The sequence below is a fragment of the Megamonas rupellensis DSM 19944 genome (assembly GCF_000378365.1).
GTDB classification, from domain to species: Bacteria; Bacillota; Negativicutes; order Selenomonadales; family Selenomonadaceae; genus Megamonas; species Megamonas funiformis.
In genome coordinates, this window is record NZ_KB899582.1 from 26,017 (window position 1) to 48,119 (window position 22,103).

24 protein-coding genes are annotated in these 22,103 nt (G+C 31.7%); 1 reads left to right on the forward strand and 23 read right to left on the reverse strand.

What is annotated here, in order from left to right:
* Positions 1 to 10: 10 nt before the first annotated feature.
* Positions 11 to 775 carry a TatD family hydrolase gene (locus F553_RS0107420; RefSeq protein WP_018999619.1) on the reverse strand — a complete coding sequence of 255 codons (765 nt, stop codon included), beginning with the start codon at positions 773 to 775 and terminating at the stop codon, positions 11 to 13.
* Positions 775 to 2,724, reverse strand: coding sequence for a methionine--tRNA ligase (metG, locus tag F553_RS0107425; protein WP_018999620.1), 1,950 nt, complete (start codon positions 2,722 to 2,724; stop codon positions 775 to 777). The genes F553_RS0107420 and metG overlap by 1 nt, the downstream gene beginning before the upstream one ends.
* 130 nt (positions 2,725 to 2,854) lie before the next feature.
* Between metG and F553_RS0107430 the strand changes: the two genes are divergently transcribed.
* Positions 2,855 to 3,868, forward strand: coding sequence for a hypothetical protein (locus F553_RS0107430; protein ID WP_018999621.1), 1,014 nt, complete (start codon positions 2,855 to 2,857; stop codon positions 3,866 to 3,868).
* Between the two features lie 76 nt (positions 3,869 to 3,944).
* Here the strand turns inward: F553_RS0107430 and rsmI are convergent, their stop codons facing one another.
* The 21 genes from rsmI to F553_RS0107535 all read right to left on the reverse strand — a co-directional run.
* Positions 3,945 to 4,802: a 16S rRNA (cytidine(1402)-2'-O)-methyltransferase gene (gene rsmI, locus F553_RS0107435; protein ID WP_018999622.1), complete on the reverse strand. Its 858-nt coding sequence runs from the start codon at positions 4,800 to 4,802 to the stop codon at positions 3,945 to 3,947.
* An 18-nt stretch (positions 4,803 to 4,820) separates the two neighbouring features.
* Positions 4,821 to 5,576: a tRNA1(Val) (adenine(37)-N6)-methyltransferase gene (locus tag F553_RS0107440; RefSeq protein ID WP_018999623.1), complete on the reverse strand. Its 756-nt coding sequence runs from the start codon at positions 5,574 to 5,576 to the stop codon at positions 4,821 to 4,823.
* Entirely contained in the window at positions 5,566 to 6,393 is an 828-nt protein-coding gene (locus F553_RS0107445) for a PSP1 domain-containing protein (protein ID WP_018999624.1), read from the reverse strand. The genes F553_RS0107440 and F553_RS0107445 overlap by 11 nt, the downstream gene beginning before the upstream one ends.
* Positions 6,394 to 6,419: 26 nt before the next feature.
* Complete coding sequence (gene holB, locus F553_RS0107450; protein WP_008538725.1) at positions 6,420 to 7,412, reverse strand: DNA polymerase III subunit delta'; 993 nt, start codon at positions 7,410 to 7,412, stop codon at positions 6,420 to 6,422.
* Between the two features lies 1 nt (position 7,413).
* On the reverse strand, positions 7,414 to 7,773 hold the full coding sequence (locus tag F553_RS0107455) for a hypothetical protein (protein WP_018999625.1): 360 nt from the start codon (positions 7,771 to 7,773) through the stop codon (positions 7,414 to 7,416).
* Between the two features lie 148 nt (positions 7,774 to 7,921).
* Positions 7,922 to 8,596, reverse strand: coding sequence for a dTMP kinase (locus tag F553_RS0107460; protein ID WP_015562843.1), 675 nt, complete (start codon positions 8,594 to 8,596; stop codon positions 7,922 to 7,924).
* Positions 8,596 to 10,050: an aminotransferase class I/II-fold pyridoxal phosphate-dependent enzyme gene (locus F553_RS0107465; RefSeq protein ID WP_018999626.1), complete on the reverse strand. Its 1,455-nt coding sequence runs from the start codon at positions 10,048 to 10,050 to the stop codon at positions 8,596 to 8,598. Before F553_RS0107465 ends, F553_RS0107460 begins: the two co-directional genes overlap by 1 nt.
* 111 nt (positions 10,051 to 10,161) lie before the next feature.
* On the reverse strand, positions 10,162 to 10,365 hold the full coding sequence (locus F553_RS0107470) for a hypothetical protein (protein WP_018999627.1): 204 nt from the start codon (positions 10,363 to 10,365) through the stop codon (positions 10,162 to 10,164).
* Between the two features lie 5 nt (positions 10,366 to 10,370).
* Positions 10,371 to 11,489: a type III PLP-dependent enzyme gene (locus F553_RS0107475; protein ID WP_018999628.1), complete on the reverse strand. Its 1,119-nt coding sequence runs from the start codon at positions 11,487 to 11,489 to the stop codon at positions 10,371 to 10,373.
* A 198-nt stretch (positions 11,490 to 11,687) separates the two neighbouring features.
* Entirely contained in the window at positions 11,688 to 13,673 is a 1,986-nt protein-coding gene (tkt, locus tag F553_RS0107480; protein WP_018999629.1) for a transketolase, read from the reverse strand.
* A 381-nt stretch (positions 13,674 to 14,054) separates the two neighbouring features.
* Entirely contained in the window at positions 14,055 to 15,365 is a 1,311-nt protein-coding gene (locus F553_RS0107485; RefSeq protein WP_018999630.1) for an NAD(P)H-dependent oxidoreductase, read from the reverse strand.
* Between the two features lie 55 nt (positions 15,366 to 15,420).
* Positions 15,421 to 15,786: a PTS glucitol/sorbitol transporter subunit IIA gene (locus F553_RS0107490; protein WP_015562848.1), complete on the reverse strand. Its 366-nt coding sequence runs from the start codon at positions 15,784 to 15,786 to the stop codon at positions 15,421 to 15,423.
* A 28-nt stretch (positions 15,787 to 15,814) separates the two neighbouring features.
* Entirely contained in the window at positions 15,815 to 16,819 is a 1,005-nt protein-coding gene (srlE, locus tag F553_RS0107495) for a PTS glucitol/sorbitol transporter subunit IIB (RefSeq protein WP_018999631.1), read from the reverse strand.
* A gap of 25 nt (positions 16,820 to 16,844) precedes the next feature.
* Positions 16,845 to 17,360 carry a PTS glucitol/sorbitol transporter subunit IIC gene (gene srlA / locus F553_RS0107500; protein ID WP_015562850.1) on the reverse strand — a complete coding sequence of 172 codons (516 nt, stop codon included), beginning with the start codon at positions 17,358 to 17,360 and terminating at the stop codon, positions 16,845 to 16,847.
* Between the two features lie 23 nt (positions 17,361 to 17,383).
* On the reverse strand, positions 17,384 to 17,776 hold the full coding sequence (locus F553_RS0107505) for a transcriptional regulator GutM (protein WP_224169607.1): 393 nt from the start codon (positions 17,774 to 17,776) through the stop codon (positions 17,384 to 17,386).
* 2 nt (positions 17,777 to 17,778) lie between these two features.
* A complete protein-coding gene (locus F553_RS0107510; protein WP_026296970.1) occupies positions 17,779 to 18,750 on the reverse strand; it encodes a sugar-binding transcriptional regulator in 972 nt (323 codons plus the stop codon).
* Positions 18,751 to 18,922: 172 nt separating this feature from the next.
* Positions 18,923 to 19,435 (reverse strand): PTS glucitol/sorbitol transporter subunit IIC, encoded by a 513-nt coding sequence (gene srlA, locus F553_RS0107515; RefSeq protein ID WP_018999634.1) that lies wholly within the window; start codon positions 19,433 to 19,435, stop codon positions 18,923 to 18,925.
* A gap of 93 nt (positions 19,436 to 19,528) precedes the next feature.
* Complete coding sequence (locus tag F553_RS0107520) at positions 19,529 to 20,218, reverse strand: triose-phosphate isomerase (protein WP_018999635.1); 690 nt, start codon at positions 20,216 to 20,218, stop codon at positions 19,529 to 19,531.
* Positions 20,219 to 20,247: 29 nt separating this feature from the next.
* On the reverse strand, positions 20,248 to 21,081 hold the full coding sequence (locus F553_RS0107525; protein WP_018999636.1) for a class II fructose-bisphosphate aldolase: 834 nt from the start codon (positions 21,079 to 21,081) through the stop codon (positions 20,248 to 20,250).
* Positions 21,082 to 21,095: 14 nt separating this feature from the next.
* On the reverse strand, positions 21,096 to 21,617 hold the full coding sequence (locus tag F553_RS0107530; RefSeq protein ID WP_018999637.1) for a YjbQ family protein: 522 nt from the start codon (positions 21,615 to 21,617) through the stop codon (positions 21,096 to 21,098).
* 225 nt (positions 21,618 to 21,842) lie between these two features.
* On the reverse strand, positions 21,843 to 22,103 hold a 261-nt coding region (locus tag F553_RS0107535), incomplete at its 5' end, for an IS3 family transposase (RefSeq protein ID WP_018999638.1).

Sequence of the window (22,103 nt, forward strand, 5' to 3'; positions counted from 1 at the left end):
AGCTTTTATTTTATAAATTAAATACTTCTATAGCATTTTTAGTTGTTTGATTTGCTACTTCTTCTAAAGAAATATTTCTAATCTCTGCTACCTTTTCTGCTATATATTTTACATATGCTGGTTCATTACGTCTGCCACGTTTAGGAACAGGTGCTAAATATGGGCAATCTGTTTCTAAAAGCAATCTTTCCAAAGGAATTTTTGCCACTATTTCTGGCAATTTTGCTGAATTTTTAAAAGTAAGCGGTCCGTCAACACCTAAGAACCAACCCATCTTTAATAATTCTTTTGCCATTTCATAGCTACCAGAAAAACAATGTATTGAGCCTGTAAGCCCTTTTCCTTCTTTTTTCAAGATTGCCATAGTATCACCATGAGCATCACGGTCATGTATGCTAACTGGCATATGCATTTGTCTTGCTACATCTAATTGACGAATAAATACTTCACGCTGAACTTCACGAGGAGCATTTTCATAATAATAATCTAAGCCAATTTCACCTAAAACTTTAACCTTTGGTAAAGTCATAAGTTCTGCTAAAGTATCATAATCTTTATTGCTTTGTATGCTCAAAGCTTCTTGTGGATGTACTCCAGCTCCTGCAAAAACACCATCAAAATTATCTGCAATTTTAATAGCATTAAATGAGGACTCCATAGTATCACCCATAGTAATAATTCTTGTTGTACCTTCAGCTTTTGCTCTAGCTATTACTTCTTGTCTATCTTCTTCGTATTTTAAATCATCAAGATGTGCATGTGTATCTACTAACATTATTTCACCTTACTACCTACAGGCATTGTAGTTTCTACTATTTGAAGTTCATCGCCTTTAGAAGCAGCTAAAAGCATACCATGGCTCATTACACCACGAAGTTTTGCAGGTTTTAAATTAGCAACTAAAACTACATGTTTGCCAATTAAATCTTCTGGTTTGTAGTGTTTAGCAATACCAGATACTACTGTTCTTTCTTCATCGCCTAAAGAAACTTGTATTTTCATGAGTTTATCTGTTTTTGGCACAGGTTCAGCAGCTAAGATTTCTACTACACGTAAATCAATTTTGCTAAAATCTTCTATGCCAATCATGCCATCTTCATTTTCTTTGGCTTTTTCTGGAGCTTTTTGTTCTTCTTTTTTAGCTTTTTTATTTTCTTTTACTTCTTTTTTAGCTTCTGGTTTTTCTTCTTCGATTTCAATACGAGGGAAGAGCTGTTCTGGTTTATTGATTTGAATACCTACAGGAGTTTTGCCCCAACCTTCGATATCGCTGATGCGAATTTCATCAAAGTTTTGTGGTAAATTCAATTGAGCCCAAATACGACGAGCTGTAGTAGGAATGAATGGCTCAATCATTACACTGATTGCACGTAAGCTTTCTACTAAATCATAAAGTACACGATTTAATTCAGCTTTTCTAGCTTCATCTTTACCTAAAACCCATGGAGTAGTTTCATCAATATATTTATTTGTACGGCTGATAAATGACCATACAAGTTTGATGCTATCGCTGAGTTTCATATTATCCATGTAGTTTTTATATTCAGCAATAGTTTTTGTAGCATCATCAATTAATGCTTGGTCTACTTCACGAATATCGCCAGGCTGTTCGATAATGCCTTTATTATATTTATTAATCATACTGAGTGTACGATGTAATAAGTTTCCAAGGTCATTTGCAAGGTCAGAGTTAATGCGAGAAATCAAAGCATCACGAGAGAAGTTACCGTCTTGACCTAAATTGATTTCACGAAGTAAGAAATAACGGATAGCATCTGCGCCAAATTCGTCAATTAAGCCGATTGGATCGATTACATTTCCTTTAGATTTACTCATTTTATCGCCATCAACTACAAGCCAACCATGACCATATACTTTTTTAGGAAGTGGTAAATCAAGTGCCATTAAGATTATTGGCCAAATAATTGTATGGAAGCGAACAATTTCTTTACCTACAAGGTGAAGGTCTGCTGGCCAGAATTTGTTGAATTTTTCTGGGTCATCTAAATAACCAATTGGTGTTAAATAGTTTGTAAGTGCATCAAACCATACATAAATTACATGTTTTTCATCAATTGGCACAGGAATACCCCAGTCAAAAGATGTACGAGAAATACATAAATCTTCTAAGCCTTGTTTAATGAAATTAATCATTTCATTTCTGCGAGATACTGGCTGAATGAAATCTGGATTTGCTTCAATGTATTCAAGTAAGCGATCAGCATATTTAGAAATCTTGAAGAAATATGCTTCTTCTGCTACTTCTTTCACTTCACGATGGCAATCTGGGCATTTACCATCAACTAATTGACGTTCGAGCCAGAAGCTTTCGCAAGGTGTGCAATATAAGCCTTTATATGCACCTTTATAAATATCGCCTTTTTCATAAATGCGTTTGAAAACTTCTTGTACTACTTTTTCATGGCGTTTTTGTGTAGTACGAATGAAATCGTCATTAGAGATATTTAATCTTTTCCATAAATTTTGGAAGCCTGCAACTATTTTATCTACATATTCAATAGGTGTAACACCTTGTTCTTCGGCTTTCTGTTCAATTTTTTGACCGTGTTCATCAGAACCAGTTAAGAAAAATACATCAAAATCGGATAAACGTTTATAACGAGCAATACTATCTGCAATTGTTGTACAATAAGCATGACCGATATGAAGTTTTGCACTAGGATAATAAATTGGCGTAGTTATATAAAAAGATTGTTTAGCCAACAATAATTCCTCCTTTAAAAATTTGTATCTAATTTATTATACAACAAATACAAAAAAATCCATAATAAAAATATTAACCTACTAATAATCTATGGTATAATTAAAGAAAAAGTATAAAGGTGGCGATACTATGAATACTATGAAATCGAAGCATTTATTAATTTTACTATTATCTTTATTTGTATTTTGTTTTAGTAGCACAGTTTTTGCTAATAAAGCACAAGATGAAGCCATTGATTACCTCAAACAAGCTGTAGAAAATACTGCTAATGCTAAAAATTTGACTTATAAAATCAATTTATCTATGACAAGTCCACTTGCTGATGGTGATATCATTGTCGATGGTAAATACTCTGAATTAATGAATACATCTGGTAATATGAATATTTCTTTTAATAGCTGGATAGATACTATTAAATTTGAAGCTACAACTCAATTTTATACTGAGATTGCTGATAATAATTTAAATCAATATTTAAAGATGAAAACAACTCCTCTCATCAATGATATAAATCCTGACCAATGGTATATATCTAGTACAACACTTGCTGATAATGCCAATGAATTATTCTCCCAAAAAAAACAATTTAATTTAGATAAATTCACTCAAAATATCACTAATATATTTATGTATGATGTGAATAAAAATACTGCTAAAATCTATGTAACTTATACTAGACCAATTTTAGATGAAGGCATGAAGGCAGAATTAAAAACTCTTTATGCTAAAGATGATAAACAAAAGCAAAATTTAGAAAAACTAGATAATCTACTAGCCAAAAATCCTCAATTAGTAGAAAGTCTTGCTAAACCTAGAAAAATTTCTTATGAATTGACCATTGATAAAAAATCTCAATCCATAACTAATTTAAAAACAGATTTCTCCAATAATATTCAAGAATTTGGTAATGAAGTTTTAGATAGTATTCCTGATGAAGAATTTTCTGATGTGAATGGTTATGTATTGCGCAATACATTTAAAAATTATCTAAATCTCAGCAAATTCAATTTAAATATTAGAATTTCTCATCTAAATAACACTACAGTTGATGAAATTCCTCAAGAAGTAAAAACTTCTGCACTTCCACTTCCTGAAACAGATTTACCTCAACCAACACAAACAACTCTATTATCTAAGCTTTAATAAAAAAACTCTGTTATATCCAAAATATCAATTTAGATATAGCAGAGTTTTTATTTTATATCAAATACATAAAATATCAATCATCTTTTAATAATGCTTGATAAATATCTCGTCTACTCATATTTAAAGCTTTTGCAGCCATACGCATGGCTTCTTTTTTGTTTATGCCCTTTTCCATTAAGTCCTGCACATATTTCACAGGAGAGATATCTTCTTTTGTATCTTCTTGTTCATTTAACATTTCTTCAGTAATTCCAGATACAATAACTACAAATTCACCACGAGGTTCATTTTCATGGAAGAAATTTACCAATTCTTCTAAAGTGCCACGATTAAATTCTTCAAATTTTTTCGTAAGCTCTCTACAAGTTGAAGCCTGTCTATCTTTACCTAAAACATTCATTAATTCTTTCAACATATCTTTTAGATGATATGGTGTTTCATAAAAAATCAATGTTTCTTCTCTAAGTTTTATAGACTCTAATAATTCTTTGCGCTTTTTACTTGTCTTGGGCAAAAATCCTATGAAAGTGAATTTTCTTGTATCTATACCAGAACAAATAAGTGCCGATAAGGCTGCATTTGCTCCAGGAATAGGCGTTACTTTTATACCTTCTTGTATCGCTAGTTGTGCTAAATGCGTACCAGGGTCAGCAATTCCTGGAAGACCTGCATCACTTACTACAGCGATATTTAATCCTTCTTGAAGTTTTGTTATAAGCTGTGGCCCTTTTTCAAATTTATTATGTTCATGATAGCTTGTAAGCGCTGTATGAATATCATAATGTGATAATAATTTTCGTGTGTTTCTTGTATCTTCAGCTGCTATTAAATCTACTTCATTTAAAATTCTAACTCCACGATAAGTCATATCTTCTAAATTTCCAATAGGAGTAGCTACTAAATATAAACAGCCATTTTTATTTTCTACCATATATATTCACCTCGCCTCTTACAATCTATCTGGATAATAATATTCCATTAATTTTCTTGTATAATCACCATTATCTTCATGGACAATAAGCGCTGGCTCTACACTCAATCCACCTGGAGCGCCTTCTTTGACACCTTCAATCAAGACTATATTCGGTGCTTTATCTCGTTTTGGTTGCACTAATTGCAGTCTTTTCGCTTCAATATTATATTTGTGAAAAGCCACCATGATTTCGCCTAGTCGCTCTGGCAAATGTACCATGGCAAAACGACCTTTTCTCTTCAATACAAAACTACCTGCACGCACTACATCATCAAGTGTAGCTGTTATTTCATGTCTAGCTCTTGCCACTCCATCTAAAATATTTAAATGACCTTGATTTATTTGACGATAAGGTGGATTGGATACAACAAAGTCCATAGATTGAGGTTTATAATACTCTTTTATCTTGCATAAATCGCCTTCTTGAACGCAAATCTTGTCTTGAAGCTTATTCATGACCATATTGCGTTTGGCAATTTCACAAGTTACAGGATTTATCTCCAAAGCGTCCATTTTCATCGCTCTATTGGATAATAATAAGGGGATAACACCTGTTCCTGTGCCTAAATCTAAGCCTTTAGCATTTTTACGTACAGTTACAAAATGTGCCAATAATACAGCATCAATGGAAAAACAAAATTCTTTATTATTTTGAATTATTTTCAATCCGCCAGCTAATAAATCATCTATACGTTCATTTTCTTTTAAATTTAAATTCCAATCAGATATCATCGTCATCTTTTTCTACAACATCTTCCCATGAAGCCACAATAGTTTTCTTAGAGTCTAATAATACAGTTACAGTGCGTTTTTGCATATTGATAGAAATAGCTTTTCCTTCGCCTTCCATAGATACTACACGACTACCTTGTTTTGGCGGAGCAATAATACTATTTTGTTTGCAACAACCTTGGTATAAATCATTTTCATATTTTAAACAACACATCAAACGACCGCAAATACCAGATATTTTTGTTGGATTTAAAGATAAACTCTGGTCTTTCGCCATACGAATGGATACTGGTTCAAAATCGCCTAAAAAAGTAGCACAGCAAAGTGGTCTACCACAGCAACCTATTCCACCTAATAATTTTGCTTCATCACGTACGCCAATTTGACGAAGTTCAATACGAGTATGGAATACTGCTGCCAAATCTTTTACTAATTCTCTAAAGTCAATTCTACCTTCAGCAGTGAAGTAAAAAATTATCTTATTCACATCAAGAGTATATTCTACGCTGATGAGTTTCATTGGCAATTCGCGCAAGCGAATTTTTTCTTCACAAATAGCATAAGCTTCTTTTTCCTTTTCGCTGTTTTCTGCCAACTTATCAATATCTTCTTGTGTTGCTTTTCTTTGTACATCTTTTAATGGCTGTACAACTTCTGAATCTGGTACATCACGTGGCCCTATAACAACTGTTCCAAATTCAACACCACGAGCAGTTTTTACTACTACGCCATCACCTTGGGATAATTCCAATCCACCTAACCCAAAATAATATATTTTACAAGCTTTTTTAAATCTTACACCTACAACGGTCTGCACAAAGTGCCCTCCTGTCTATTTCTCGTTTATTTATTTTGCCAATCTAAAATAAATTTCTGCAAGATGAGTTTTATATCTGCATTAGAATTTAACCGTTTTAAAATCTCTTCTACTAAGGTCAATTTAGTTAATAGATTAACTTCATCATACTTGTTTTGTATATTCAATAAATCATCTTTTATATCCTGATTATAAATAATATCACTATCTTTATTAACCTTCATCAGTAATAAGTCTCTCAATAGCATTTGTAAATGACTCATTATATCATTTATCTTATTTCGCTCAAAACTTGATAATTCATCAATAAATGACCATATATCTTTTATGGAAAAATTGTCTTGAAGACAAGATAATGCCTTTTGTCTTAAGGCTAGAGCATCATCATCAATAAATTGCATAGCTTTTAATATACTGCCACCAGACAATCTAGCAATGATTTTAGCTTTATCTTCTTCAATCTGTATTTTTTGTTGTAAAACCTTCGCCACATCTAGATAAGAAAGAGGCGCAAAATATATCTTCATACAACGCGATAATATAGTAGGCAGTATCATATCTTTATTAGAAGTGATTAAAATAAAAAACACTTCGCCTATTGGCTCTTCTAGAGTCTTAAGCAAACTGTTTCCTGCTGTATCATTTAAATATTGAGCATCATTTATAATCACCACTTGTTTATCTGACAGATATGGCGATAAAGCTATTTTTGCTTGTATTTGACGAATTTGCTCAATCTTAATCAATTTTCTTGTTTTACCTTCTGGCTCCAAATAATAAAAATCAGGGTGATTTTGTTCATCAAACATCTTGCAAGAATTACAATAACCACAAGCCATATTGCCTTGTTGCGAATTACAGCAAAGTAGCGATTTAGCTAACATCTTAGCCGTCAATAATTTACCAATACCATCAATTCCTGAAAATAATAAGGCATGAGGCAATTTATTTTCTTGCAATAATAATTGTAAATCCGCTTTTATTTGCTCATGCCCATAAATATTTTGCCAACTAATCATCTTAATTTATGTAGATAAACTTATCTAAAAGTTCATCTATTTGTTTGTGATATTGTGTCAAAGATACTGTATCTTCATTTTCAATACATTGATTGATATTTAATAATAAATCATCTACTTTATTTGCATAATCGTATAAATTATATTGTGGTAATTCTTCTTTAGCAGAACTCATCACTACAATATAAAATTGTTTTACAGCCATAGTTACAAAATCTTTAATGAGTGTTTGATATACTTGCATCTGTTCATTATTAGGATTTTGCAATAATAATTTATATTCATCATCTACTTTTACGCGTTGCATCTGTATCATGGAATAGAAATCATCTTTCAATATGCTATTCTTTTCTTGACTCATACTGAACATCCTTTACTCTTACATATATTTAGATAGCAAAATTTTCATTAATAAAAAAGTTTTAGCCATAATTTATTTTTTATGACTAAAACTTAGTATATCATAAAGCTATTTAATTATAAAGTTTATAGACTTTTATCTACTATTTTTATTTAATCAGACCTTGGATTTTTTGCCAAACATCTTCATGAATTTCTTCTATAGTTCTTAACTGATTATCCTTTGCACATTCTACGATATCCCAATCATAGCGATTTGCCATTTCTTGATAAACTTCATGGCATTTTTCTAAATAATTTTTATCCTGTTCATGAATATCTTTTTTACGATTATCTTTTTTAGCTCTATTATCAATCAATTTATTGCTAATATCTGGTGGCATATTCAAGAAAATAACTTTATCCGGCACAGGAAGCCCCATTTTCGTAAATTCTGTATCCCAAAGCCATGATAAAAATTCATCACGCATTTTACTATCTTCTATTTTTACAGCTTGATGAACCATATTAGAAGTAGTATATCTATCTGCTAAAATAATAGTGCCTTCTTCATAATCTTTTTTCCATTTCATACGATATGAAGCATATCTATCCACAGCAAATAATACCGAAGCAGCATAGGCATTTACATCATCTACATGACCGCCAAACTCACCTTGCAAATACATTTTTACCGGTGTACATGCTGGACTTTCATAATCTGGATACTCTACTTTTTTTACCTTGTAACCTGCTTGATTTAATCTATCATATAAAAGCTTAGTCTGTGTAGCTTTACCACAACCATCACCAGCTTCAATGATTATGAGCTTTCCTTTCACCATTATTCCTCCACTATATTAATATTTTCTAAATTCATATCTTCTGGGCCTATTATATTGCCCCCATTTTGTTTTTGCAACAATACATAATCAATAATTTCTTTACTTATTTCTTCCCCTGGATAAATCACAGGTATTCCTGGTGGATAAAATGTAATCAATTCTCCAGCTATTTTGCCTACACTTTGCTCAAATTTTACTTTCTTCGTCTTAGCAAACATTGCTTGTCTTGGTGATAAAACATAACGAGGAATACTTGGCAAATTAATCTGTACTAAAGGATTTGTCTCTTTATCCTGGAAAGATTTTGCTAATTCTTGCAAAGCATTTAATAAATACGCACATTCTTTTTCACTATCAGCATAGGAAATAATAAATAATAAATTATACATATCGGATAATTCACATTGAATTTTATATTTATGTCGCAAAATCTGTTCTGCCTGAGCTCCACTTATCCCCAATTTACGCACACAAACAGTTATTTTTGTTACATCTAAATCATATTTGCCTTCACTGTTCATATATTCATGACCAAAACAGCTTAGATTTGGAATTTTATTGATTTGCTCACGTAAATCTTCCGCTAATTGCACAGCTCTACCGACTAAATCTTTACCTTCCATTGCCATCTGTCTGCGTGCTATATCAAGTGAAGCTAATAATAAATAATTAGGGCTTGTCGACTGCACTAAACTGCACATTTTATTAAAACGCTCTACATCTACGCGTTGTTTTTTCATATGCAATAAAGAGGTTTGTGTCATTGAACCTACTATTTTATGCGTACTTTGTGCAACAATATCTGCTCCTGCTGATAATGCCTGTATTGGCAATTTATCACAAAAAGCTAAATGTGGCCCATGTGCTTCATCAACTAATAATAACATATTATTTTCATGCACTAAATTAGCTATGCTTTGTATATCCCCTGCTACTCCATAATATGTAGGATAAACCATTACTACAGCTTTAGCATCTTTATTTTCACGTATTACTTTTTCTAATTCAGTTTTCGTAATGCTCATAGCAATACCTAAATTTTCATCTATTTCTGGTTGAATAAATACAGGTATTGCCCCTGCTAAAACTAAACCGCCAAGTACGGAACGATGTGCATTTCTAGGTATTATTATCTTATCTCCAGGATTTACAGCTGTTAAAATCATCGCATGAATAGCACCTGTTGTTCCATTGATAAAAAATCTAGTTTCATCTGCACCATATAAATCACTTGCCAAATCTTGTGCCTGTTTTATACAAGTAGAAGCTCCATGTATATCATCTAATTCTTCCATCAAAGATACTTCCATCTTAAGACCTGTATCTGTTATCATTTCATGAAGTTCATTTGCAGCACCTTTACCTTGTTTATGTCCTGGTGTATGAAAAGCCATTGCTTTATCTTCAATATATTTTTTCATTGCTGTATACAAAGGTGTATTATTTTGCTCCATCAAAAAACCTCCTTTTAAAACTAAATCTAGTATATCATAAAAAAAATTCCTATATAAAAATATAGGAATTTTAATCTCAATATTAAATAAATTAATTTTAACTATTTTACTTTATTTATTTCTTTTATTTGCCACTATCATTCTAACGACAGTTACAACTACAAATACTCCTACTAAACCTAACATTATTTCCATAAAAGAACTATATCCTTCTTGGCTTTCAGGAGACATTGTAAAAAATATACCACATAAAACTAAAACAATCACTAATAAATTGGCAATAGATGCTTTATTTATGGTATTTCCTCCTCTCAAAAATACTATTCTAATGCCACTGTTTTTGGTAAAGAAAAGCCATTAAAAGTTGTAGCTGATACTTTACTATAAGCCCCAGCATTTAAGGCTATTAATAAATCGCCCTCATCTAATTTAGGGCAATACATTTCTTTTTTTACTATATCCAACGAATCACAGCTTGGACCTGCTATAGTGGCTTTTTCATAAGTATTATCTTCATCTTTCAATGATATTATATCATAATCCCAATGGTCAAATAAAATTCCCGAAAAAGAACCATATATACCATCATCTATATAATACCATTGTTTTTCATCACGCATTTGTTTACCAATTATAGAAGTAATCACATTTACTGCACTACCGCAAATATATCGACCAGGTTCAGCCCAAACTTCTACATCTTCAAAATCAGCTAAACAATCATTTATACTTTTCATGATTTTTTCTGCATCAACATCTTTATCTAAACATGCTACAGGTAAACCGCCACCAATATCCATATATTTTATATCTAGTCCACTAGCTTTTAATCTATCTATTAAACCTCGTGCTAATGAAAATGCCTTTTCATATGATTTTGTAGATAAAACCTGACTACCTACATGAAAACATATCCCATTTGCTTTTAAACCATTAGCTTTTGCATAATTTAATAAATATAAAATTTTAGTTTCATCTGCACCAAATTTTATATTTAAATTTACAATAGCATCAGATTGTTTAATCTTCACACGAGCTAAAACTTCTGCATCTGGTACATATTTTTTTATTTTATCAATTTCATTTTCACTGTCAAAAGTAAATCGCTTTATACCTACCTTACTAGCTTCAATCAGCCCTTCTACCGTCTTTACAGGATTAGCATAAATCATTTTCTCCCCTGATACACCCATTTTAGACAATAGCCTTATCTCTCCGGCTGAAGCGACATCAAAATTAGAGCCTAATTTTATCAGCTTTTCCAAAATACATTTCGCTGAATTAGCTTTGATTGCATAAAAAACCTTCAACCTCGGTATATGTTTGCACAATAAATTATAATTTTCCTCAATATGCTCTAAAGAAATCACCTCTAATGGTGTAGCATATTTTTGTGCTAACATTGTAGCTTCTTCTTTTGTCAGTTTAAAACTTTTCATAACACTCCCCTTATTCTTCGCACAGTATCTTTGATGTGCATTAACAAATGATGTTTATAAAACGCATTTTATAAACTTACAACATTATACTACTTTTTAACTAAAATTGTTATAAAATTTTATTATTTTTATGTAAAAATACAAAAAAGACGATTGCCATAGACAATCGTCTTTTTCTATAAAAATATTTACTACTTATTAAAGAACAGATTTAACAGTATTTACTACATTTTCAGTAGTGAAGCCGAATTTTTTGAATAAGATATCAGCAGGAGCAGAAGCACCGAAACCATGCATAGTTACAACAGCACCATCTAAACCTACATATTTCCCCCAACCAAAATCAGTACCAGCTTCTACAGCTACACGAGCACGGATAGCTTTTGGAAGAACTGCTTCTTTGTATTCAGCGGATTGTTGTTCAAATAAGTCTACGCAAGGCATACTTACTACGCGAACATCAATATCTTCTTTTGCTAATTCTGCTTTAGCATCTAAAGCTAAAGATACTTCTGAACCAGTTGCGATAATGATTGCATCTGGAGTTTCTTTAGTGGAATCAGCGATTACATAACCACCTTTTAATGCTTCTTTGGAGCTACCAGGAAGCTGTGGTAAGTTCTGACGAGTTAATACAAGACCTGTTGGAGTAGTTTTGCTTGTTACAGCTAAATACCAACCAGCAGCTGTTTCTGTAGCATCAGCTGGACGGAATAAGTTGAAGTTTGGTAAAGAACGAAGCATAGCATATTGTTCAATAGGTTCATGTGTAGGACCATCTTCACCAACACCGATACTATCATGAGTGAATACCATTGTTACAGGTAAGTTCATCAAGGAAGCTAAGCGAAGCATTGGTTTTGTATAATCGCTAAATACGAAGAATGTAGCACCATAAGAGATTAAGCCACCATGTAATTGAATACCATTTACGATAGCTGCCATAGCGAATTCACGAACACCAAAGTGTAAGTTTCTGCCAAGATAATCATCTTTGCTGAAATCACCAGCATCATTCATATGAGTTTTGTTAGAAGGAGCAAGGTCAGCACTACCACCGAAGAGATTTGGTAATCTATCTTTTAAGCGGTTAATCATTGTACCAGAAAGAGCACGAGTTGCTACTGCTTTATCTTCATAAGCCCAGAATTCTTCATCTTCAAGAAGGCCTTTAGCATCAACTTCACCGAAGTATTTATCCCAAAGAGCTTTTAATTCAGGGTATTTTGCACAATAATCAACAAAAAGTGTATTCCAAGCTTCTTCAGCTTTAGCACCATTTTCAGCTAATTTATTGTAGTTATCATAAACTTCTTGTGGAACATAGAAAGCTTCTTCACTTTCCCATCCTAAGAATTCTCTCATAGCTTTTACATTGTCTACACCAAGAGGTTCACCATGAGCGGAAGCTTTACCTTGTTTTGCAGGGCAACCATAGCCGATTTGAGTTCTAACAGTGATGAAAGAAGGACGAGTTTTATCAGCTTTTGCTTCTTCAATAGCTTTGCCGATAGCTTCTAAATCGTTACCATCTTCAACAGTGATAGTTTGGAAACCAAATGCTTCCATACGTTTTTGCACATTTTCAGTGAAAGCAATATCTGTGCTACCTTCAATGGAGATTTTGTTGCTATCATAAATAACGATTAATTTGCTAAGACCTAATGTACCAGCTAAAGAAAATGCTTCAGAAGAAATACCTTCCATCATGCAGCCATCTCCACCTAATACATAAGTGTAGTGGTCTACAACAGGGAATTCTGGTTTATTGAAAGTTGCAGCTAAATGAGCTTCAGCCATAGCCATACCAACAGCCATACCCATACCAGCACCAAGTGGACCAGTAGTAGCTTCAACACCAACAGTATGACCATATTCTGGATGACCTGGAGTTAAGGAACCATCTTGACGGAAATTTTTAAGATCTTCTACAGTTAAGCCATAACCAAATAAATGTAAAAGAGCATAAAGCATAGAAGAACCATGTCCACCGGATAAAATGAAACGGTCACGATTAACCCATTTAGGATTTTTAGGATTGTGGTTCATATGTTTGCCCCAAAGTTCATAAGCAACTGGTGCACAGCCAAGTGGAAGACCTGGATGTCCAGAATTTGCTTTCTGTACTTCATCTGCTGCTAATACACGAATGGCATTAACTGATAAATTATTAATGTCTGTCATTTTTTACTACCCCTTTTTTAATTTTAGGATTTATATATATTTTTATATATTTTTAAATATTTTATATAAACTTATATACTTCCTAATGTTGTATTACAACTTTCTTTAACAAAAATACAACTTATCTAATCAAACAAATTTTATTATAATGGATATTTCATTTTTTTTCAACAAATAGATTTATAAAAACTATTATTTTACTATCCCTTTACTTATATAATTAAATAGATAAGGTCTTTACTATTAAAAAGTAAAGACCTTATATTATTTTATAATCTTGTTTTATATTTTAGGGTATAGTATATTAATTATTGTAACAAATTTATTTTTTATTTATATTTTTCTTTTAAATACTTATTAAAATTTATATTTTAGTAAGTATTATTTTTTTCCATACATAGCATCTTGTTCTTTACGTACATGATAAAGTTGAGTGCTTGTATCAAGTTCTACCATATCAAGTGTTAATAATTGACCTTTTTTAGCATCTTTTAACATACGAGCTTTTTTATTAACTAAGCCATAAAGTACATATCCTTTTTCATATGTTTCTTTAGATGTTGCAATGGAACCATATGTTGTATATCCGCCAATACCATCAATATATTCACCAGCTTTAAGATCACGTTTAGCAACAGTAATACATTCACTTACAGGGCCATCAATAGGAATAATAGTAGGTTCTTTATCAATAACTGCTTTTGCTACTGTTAATGGTGTTTCAAGGTTGCATAAATGATATGGACGATATAATGTCCAAAGTGGACCAGGACCCATGCTATGATATTGCATTTGATATGCAATTTCTTCATTTTCAGTAGAAACTGTTACGAATACACCAGGAGCAATACCATTTACATATTCAACTACACCATGTTTATTTAAAATACCGCCATCTTCTTTTAATTTGAAGATTTCATTTAATTCTTTACAACGTTCAGCTGGACTTGCAGCAGGACCATGACCACCGATAACATCTGGAACTAAACCAGTTGCATTGGACATTGCAGTCATTTCTACCATTGTTTTTGTACCATCTTTAAATGCGCAAAGCATTCTAGGGCTCATTTTACGACGAGTAGCTTCTTCTAATACTGTATCTGGATTGCAATCATAATCAAGTTTGTTATTTTTACCTTTACCCATTACTTTTACATCCATACCCATAGCTTTAGCAAAAGAGTAAAGTTCCATTACAGCACCTGGTTCATCACCAGCAGAACCAGTATAAACTACACCATTTTTATCACCGAGTTTTTTCAAATAAGAACCAATTACAACATCTGTTTCTACGTCCATCATTACTACGTGTTTTCCATTATTCATGGAGTCAATAGCAATTTTTACACCAACTTCAGGCACACCTGTAACGTCAATAGCACATTCTACTAAATTTGCTTGAGAAATGAGATCAGAATTATCTGTTGCTACAAATTTACCCATTTCCATATATTTATTTGCATCTTCTAAAGTTTTAGCGATAGCAATTTGTTCATCACTAATACCTGCATAATGGAAAGCATTGATTACATTTTCAATTTTAATATCAGATACGATTGATGGACTGATACCTTTCATGATAGCCATTTGAGTAACCATACCTCTACCCATTTGACCTGCACCTACGATACCAGTGCGAATAATTTTTCCTTCTTCTTCACGTTTTAAAAGTTTTTGATCCATATTAAGCATTGAAATTCACACTCCATAAAATATTTTGTTATATATTTATATTGGTAATTAATTATCAATATATTTCAATTTTAGCGCCTTTAACAATATCATCTTCTGTTAAAGCTTCATCACCTTTTAACATGATATGTCCTGGTAAATCTGGTACATCTCTACCTGCAAAATTAATAGTAGCATGACCTAATTCTTTAAAAGTTTTTTGAGCTTCATCACCAACAGCTGTTACTTCAAAAGCCTTTTCTGCAATAATGATAGTATCTCCAACTTCAATATCGCCTTTCATTTCACCAATAGAATGTAATATAGATATTTCAGCAAGTTCTGATGGAGCATTATCATTGAATAAAATTATATAATTCAACTCTTTTAAAAAAGCTTTTGCTTCGTCGCCCCAACCTGTTATTTCTGCGTAATATTTCATCTTTAAGTACCTCTTTTTCTCTTTTTACTTAAGCATATAAACCAATGCTAAATACATAAGCAATTAAAACAGCTACAGGTCCAGTGATAAGTCTGGAATATAAAACTGCTGGAACACCAAGTTCAATAGTTTCTGGTTCTGCTTCACCTAAACTTAAACCAACTGGTACAAAGTCAGCACCTACTTGAGCATTGATTGCAAATAATGCTGGAAGTGCATATTGTGGAGGAATATTTCCTAAACCAATCTGTACACCTAATAGACTACCAACAACTTGTGCAATTACAGCACCAGGTCCAAGTACTGGAGAGATAAATGGTAATGCACAAATAATAGAAATACCTATCATACCAGGTAATGTACTTGCAAGTGGAGAAATAGTATTTGCTATTACATCACCGATACCAGAAGCACTGATAATACCTAAAATCATACTTACGAAGGCCATGAATGGTAAGATATTTTTAATTACCATTTCAATAGTTTCACGACCAGCTTGATAGAATTTATTTACAATAGCACCTACACCAATACCCATACGAGTTATGATGTTTTTCTTTTTCCCTGCATTCATTTCAGCTAATTCAGCTCTAGCTTGAGCTTTAGTTTTTGGTGCTTTTTGACTATCACTACTTTCAGAAACTTTTTGTGTAATTACTGCATTTTCATCTGCATATTTTAAACAATTTTCTGTAACATCTGAAACATACAAATCTTCTGTTATAAATTTAGCAAGAGGGCCAGATTTTCCCACTGCAGTTAAGTTTACAGTAAAAATTTTCTTTTTAGGATATACACCACAACGAGCTGTACCACCACAGTCAACTACAGCAATCATTACTTCATCATCAGGAACACCAGTTGAAAAACCATCAACAGCTTCGCCACCTGTCATTTCAGCAATTTTAGTTGCTACTGGATGTATACCACCACCGGTAACGCTTATTACTTTATAACATTTTTCTGTAGGTTTAATAGTAAGTGGACCGCCCCAACCAGCACTACCTCTTGTAATTGTTATCGCTCTATACATATGGATTAACTCCTCTCTTATAACTTTAATTTCTAGATTTCATAATCGCAAATATTTTTTCTGTAACGACACCACGAATAAATATTACAATCACACCAACTATAAAATAACGTACAGCTAAATCACCAAGTGGCAATCCCAATGTAGTAATCCCTGTTGCTATTCCCATATATACAAATAATTCACCGCCATTTGCATGTGGGAATAATCCTGTTACTGGATGAAGAAAACTTACTGTTGAATCATAAAAACTTGGTTTATGTTTTTCTTCAACAAATCTACCAAATGTATAACACATAGGATTTGCTAAGAACAATACAGAGATAACTGGTAATAATGTATATCTAGTAAAAATGCTTTTAGTTAATACACCAGCCACATTGTAAACTTTTTCTTCACCAATCAATTTGATACAAGCGCTAACAGCTGTCATTAAAACCACTACAAGAGGTATAATATTCACTACCCAGCTCATAAACGTAGCTGCACCTGCTTTAAATAATTCAATAAAACCGTTTGCCAATCCCGCAATTAATTCCATAATTTTGTTCCCCCTAAAAAAATTCATGTATTTTCAATAGAGCTAAGTCGATTACATAAAGCTTCTACTGCTTGCAGATGACCTTTAAATTGTTTTTTCTCTTTTTTAGATAAAGCTTCATATTCTTCTTTTAATAAAAATATATCTTTACCTATAATATCTGGAATTTGTTTAAACTTTGTAAATACAGTTAAACCTTCCATTAACTCTCCATCAACAATTTTCCCTTGATTATCACAAGCAATAATTACAATATTATTTCTTATTCTTGAGCGTTTACTTCCTATACCAATATTGCCTTTTTTATGTAAACGACGCACAGCTTTTTTATATTGTTGCACTTGAACATATGTTCCTAATGCTTGAATCACCATAAATGCTAATAAACAAACAAATAACATTGTAAAGTCCATCATCATCATTCCTCGTAGTTTAATAATGCTTGAGCACATTCCGAATCAATTATTAAGATATTTACAAAGCCACCTTTTATAGCACCAACAACTGAATCTGCTTTTATTTTTCCTGTTGCCACGCCTATTCTACGTCTAATCTTTTTTAACTTTTCAATAGGCATACCTGATACCAATTTATTAAAAACATTAAACCTTTCTACATTTCCATCTTTATCAAAAAACTGCATTGCTATATCTCCGACTGCACCTTGTTTAACAAAAGTATCAAACATTTCTTCATTGATATAACCAGCCTTTAAGATAGTTGAATGAGCTCTATCTGGTATGCCTATCCCCATAATTACAGTAGAAATTTTATTAAAGCTCTTTAAAATTCCCTGCATTGATTCTTCTTGTAAAAAATCATTCAATAAATCTGGTTTGGAAAACACTAATGGAGCAAAAAATTGTAAACAATCTGCCTTAAATATATTAGCAAAGGCCATTGCTATATAATTAGAATGAATGTCATATCGGCTTTCACCAATACCACCCACAATGGGAACAAAAGTACATTTTAATTTTTCTATATTAGATAAATTTGCATGAGTCAAATTTCTAAGAGTCATCCCCATTGTCACACCTATATATTCTCTGTCTTCTGCTATTCTAGTTAAAAATTTTGCCATCTCCTGCGCTAAATTTTCATTTATAATATTTGGTCCTATCTCTGTAGAATTAGCTGCTGCTATTACCACTTCTTCTAGGCCAAATTTCTTCTCTAATTCACGTTCCATATTGGCAAACATCAAATTATCTGGATTTTTTATCTCAATTTTGACAATTCCACTACGTCTACCACTTTTTATCATTCTAGCTACAGAAGGTCGAGAAATTTGCAAGGTTTCTGAAATTTCTTGTTGACTCATATTATCTTCATAATATAGACTACAACATTTGTAAATTAATCTAATATCATCAATTATCTTCTTCATAATAGCACCTATAAAATAAATAGAATATTTTGTATAAACTGATGTTTCTTAATTTATTAACTGACTTTATAATACACTTAAATAATTATTTTTGCAATACTATTAGACTAGAACAAATGTAAAAGTAATTGATGATAGATTTAAATGTTCTGATTTAGAACATTTTATCATATTATTTTGCAGACATTCTTGCAAAAATCTTTTCTGTTACAAAACCTCTAATAAAAATAACTATTACACCCACGATAAAATATCTTACTGCCAAATCTCCAAGTGGCAAGCCTAATGTTGTAATACCTGATGCAATTCCCATATATACAAACAATTCTCCGCCATTTGCATGTGGGAATAATCCTGTTACTGGATGAACAAAACTTACAGCTGCATCATAGAAAGCAGGTTTATATTTTTCCTCAACGAAGCGACCAAAAGTGTAACACATTGGATTAGCTAAAAATATAACTGCGAGTACTGGAACAATAGTATATCTTGTAATCGTATATTTTGTTGCCTTCTGTGCTACACTATATACTCGTTCCTCACCGATCAGTTTTATCAATGCACTTACTGCAGTCATCAATACTACTACAAGTGGAATAATACCCGTTACCCATCCCATAAAGGTTGTAGCACCTGCTTTAAATAACTCAATAAAACCGTTCGCTAAAAATGCTATAAAATCCATAAAAAACTCCCCCTCTACATAAATTTATATTTTTATTTTTTTATAACAAATAGTATAAGAAAAAATCTTATACTATTTATTAAAATTCCTATTTTATCCTTTTTCTTTAACAGCTTTTTCTATTGCATCTAACATTTCTTTCACCATGGCTTCAGGGTCTTTTGCACAAACTATACCGCTTGTACAACCTGTTCCATCAGCTCCACTTATAATTGTTTCATAAACATCTTTTCCTGTACTAATACCAGCTGCTTGCATAACTAATATATCAGCATCAATACTGCGAATAGCATTATTTGTGGCTTCAATATAAGATTTATCACTTACCGTACCTGTACCGATTAATTCAGTTGGTTCACATAATAAAATATCTGGTTTTAATGTTGCAATAGCTTGGGCTTCTTTTACCGAATCAGCACATACTACTGTATACATATCATTTTCTTTAGCTCTATTAATAACTTTTACCAATTCTTCTAATTTCAAAGAATGCTCTGCATGATTTAAAAACACAGCTTTTACGCCAGCTTCTGCCAAAGCTTCTGGTACAACATAACCCATACCTCTGCCAGCTTTTAAACTATCCATATGTTGTGCTGTAACTATCAAATTAGTTGTATTTTCAGCAATCATTCTCAAATCTACAAAAGGTGCTGTAAAAAATACATCAAAATCTTTTTCCTTAGCTATAGCATCTGCTGCCAATGCCAATTTTAAAAGCTTTTTCCCATATAAATATGATTTAGGATTTACCATAAAAAACGGTGTTTTTATTTTTCTCAAAATAATCTCCTCCATATTTTTAGTTTGTATTAAATATTTTGTGTACTAAATACTTTATAATATCTGCGTAAAATATCTTTTATACCATCTTTTAATAGTGTTTTAACAGCAAAATAGTCTTTAGCTTCATTTTCTTGTAAATTTTTATATGCATTTAAAATAAAATCCGTATAAATATTTATCTTCGCTATACCTTCTTTAGCACAACGAGATAAATTTTCATCACCTGATGAAGAACCTCCATGTAACACTAATGGAACATCTAAAGCTTCTGATAATTCTTTTAAACGTTCAAAATTAATTACAGGTGTTCCTTTATAACTTCCATGTGCTGTACCGATAGATACTGCCAAAGAATCTAAATTTGTTTCTTGTGTCAATTTTATTGCTTCTTCTACAGAAGTATATACTGACTTAGCTTCACTTAATGCATCTACACTTACACCTGTACCAACATGCCCAATTTCTGCTTCCACACAAACATCATGTGCATGTGCATAATCTACTACCTCTTTTGTAATTCTAATATTTTCATCTAAAGTTTCATTTGAAGCATCAATCATTACAGATGTAAAACCTAAATCAATAGCTCTTTTTATAAAATCAAAATCTTCACCATGGTCTAAATGCAATACTACAGGAACTTTTGCTTTATTAGCATAATATTTTCCTATATTAGCTGCTTCTTCTAGACTTTGATATTTACTATGCACCTGAGCAAAAGATAAAATCAATGGTAAATTCATTTCTTCTGCTACTTCTATATGAGCTTTTGCTGAAATTTCATCTACAAAATTAGCAGAAGGTATAGCAAAATGTTTTTGCTTTGCAGTAAGTAATAATTCTTTTGAAGACACTAACATATAAAAACCTCCTATTATTCGCCCATAATAATAATTTTACATTTTCTTGTACGCGAACGAGTTCTATCAAAATCTACAAAATAAACGTATCCTGTTGTACCTACACCTAAAGCACCATTATCAACTTCAAAAGTTTCACTTGAACCAATTAAAGTAGCTTTTAAATGCGCTTCACAATTTAATAATGCTGTTCTATCACCATTAGGTAAATAATCTTCTGCATTTGGCCAAGAAGCAACTGCTTCATAATGTTTTTCACCTGGATAATTATATTGACCTTCAGCTATGTTATCAGGAATGAGTTTTTGCAAGATATTATTTAAATCAGCTTGTAAAAATTCATCGCCATTTTCTGTATAATCATGCACAAATTCTTCAAAAAATACAGCACATGTTGTATGTGGGGAAATAACTATACATATGCCATTTTTAATCTTACTGTTAAGTATTGCTGTTTTTACTTGTGGTGTAATATCAAAAAAAGTCGGTGTTTTTCCATGAGATGTCAATTGTATCGTCTCTTTGTAAACGGTCATAATATCCCCTCCAAAATATTAAAAATTTAAAATTAACTGAAATTTACTTCAATTAAATCTTATCATTTATATAACATTTAATCAATATTTATGCATTAGAACATTTGATAAAGATACTCATCTTGCTATTCCAATTTTTATATTTGTAAAAAATCTTCTATTTATACAACTAAAAAAGAAAAGCAAGATACAATTGATATGCACCCAAAATATTGGACATATTAATTAAGCTACTAATTGAGACTTAGTTCTGTATTCTACAGGACTAAGTCCTTTTAGTTTTATCTTTATCCGTTTTGTATTATAATATTTTATATAAGATTTTAACTCTTTTATAAAATCTTCAACGGATTTGAATTTTTTTAAATAGAATAATTCGCTTTTTAGTAAACCAAAGAAATTTTCTATTACGGCATTATCTAAGCAATTGCCTTTTCGGCTCATGCTTTGGATAATGCCTTTTTCTTTTAATAATTTTTGATATTT

Coding starts and splice junctions, on each gene's coding strand:
- F553_RS0107420 (WP_018999619.1), bottom strand. CDS start 775: ATGTTAGTAGATACACATGCACATCTTGATGATTTAAAATACGAAGAA.
- F553_RS0107430 (WP_018999621.1), top strand. CDS start 2,855: ATGAATACTATGAAATCGAAGCATTTATTAATTTTACTATTATCTTTA.
- rsmI (WP_018999622.1), bottom strand. CDS start 4,802: ATGGTAGAAAATAAAAATGGCTGTTTATATTTAGTAGCTACTCCTATT.
- F553_RS0107440 (WP_018999623.1), bottom strand. CDS start 5,576: ATGATATCTGATTGGAATTTAAATTTAAAAGAAAATGAACGTATAGAT.
- holB (WP_008538725.1), bottom strand. CDS start 7,412: ATGATTAGTTGGCAAAATATTTATGGGCATGAGCAAATAAAAGCGGAT.
- F553_RS0107455 (WP_018999625.1), bottom strand. CDS start 7,773: ATGAGTCAAGAAAAGAATAGCATATTGAAAGATGATTTCTATTCCATG.
- F553_RS0107460 (WP_015562843.1), bottom strand. CDS start 8,596: ATGGTGAAAGGAAAGCTCATAATCATTGAAGCTGGTGATGGTTGTGGT.
- F553_RS0107465 (WP_018999626.1), bottom strand. CDS start 10,050: ATGGAGCAAAATAATACACCTTTGTATACAGCAATGAAAAAATATATT.
- F553_RS0107475 (WP_018999628.1), bottom strand. CDS start 11,489: ATGAAAAGTTTTAAACTGACAAAAGAAGAAGCTACAATGTTAGCACAA.
- tkt (WP_018999629.1), bottom strand. CDS start 13,673: ATGACAGACATTAATAATTTATCAGTTAATGCCATTCGTGTATTAGCA.
- F553_RS0107485 (WP_018999630.1), bottom strand. CDS start 15,365: ATGCTTAATATGGATCAAAAACTTTTAAAACGTGAAGAAGAAGGAAAA.
- F553_RS0107490 (WP_015562848.1), bottom strand. CDS start 15,786: ATGAAATATTACGCAGAAATAACAGGTTGGGGCGACGAAGCAAAAGCT.
- srlE (WP_018999631.1), bottom strand. CDS start 16,819: ATGTATAGAGCGATAACAATTACAAGAGGTAGTGCTGGTTGGGGCGGT.
- srlA (WP_015562850.1), bottom strand. CDS start 17,360: ATGGAATTAATTGCGGGATTGGCAAACGGTTTTATTGAATTATTTAAA.
- F553_RS0107505 (WP_224169607.1), bottom strand. CDS start 17,776: ATGATGGACTTTACAATGTTATTTGTTTGTTTATTAGCATTTATGGTG.
- F553_RS0107510 (WP_026296970.1), bottom strand. CDS start 18,750: ATGAAGAAGATAATTGATGATATTAGATTAATTTACAAATGTTGTAGT.
- srlA (WP_018999634.1), bottom strand. CDS start 19,435: ATGGATTTTATAGCATTTTTAGCGAACGGTTTTATTGAGTTATTTAAA.
- F553_RS0107525 (WP_018999636.1), bottom strand. CDS start 21,081: ATGTTAGTGTCTTCAAAAGAATTATTACTTACTGCAAAGCAAAAACAT.
- F553_RS0107530 (WP_018999637.1), bottom strand. CDS start 21,617: ATGACCGTTTACAAAGAGACGATACAATTGACATCTCATGGAAAAACA.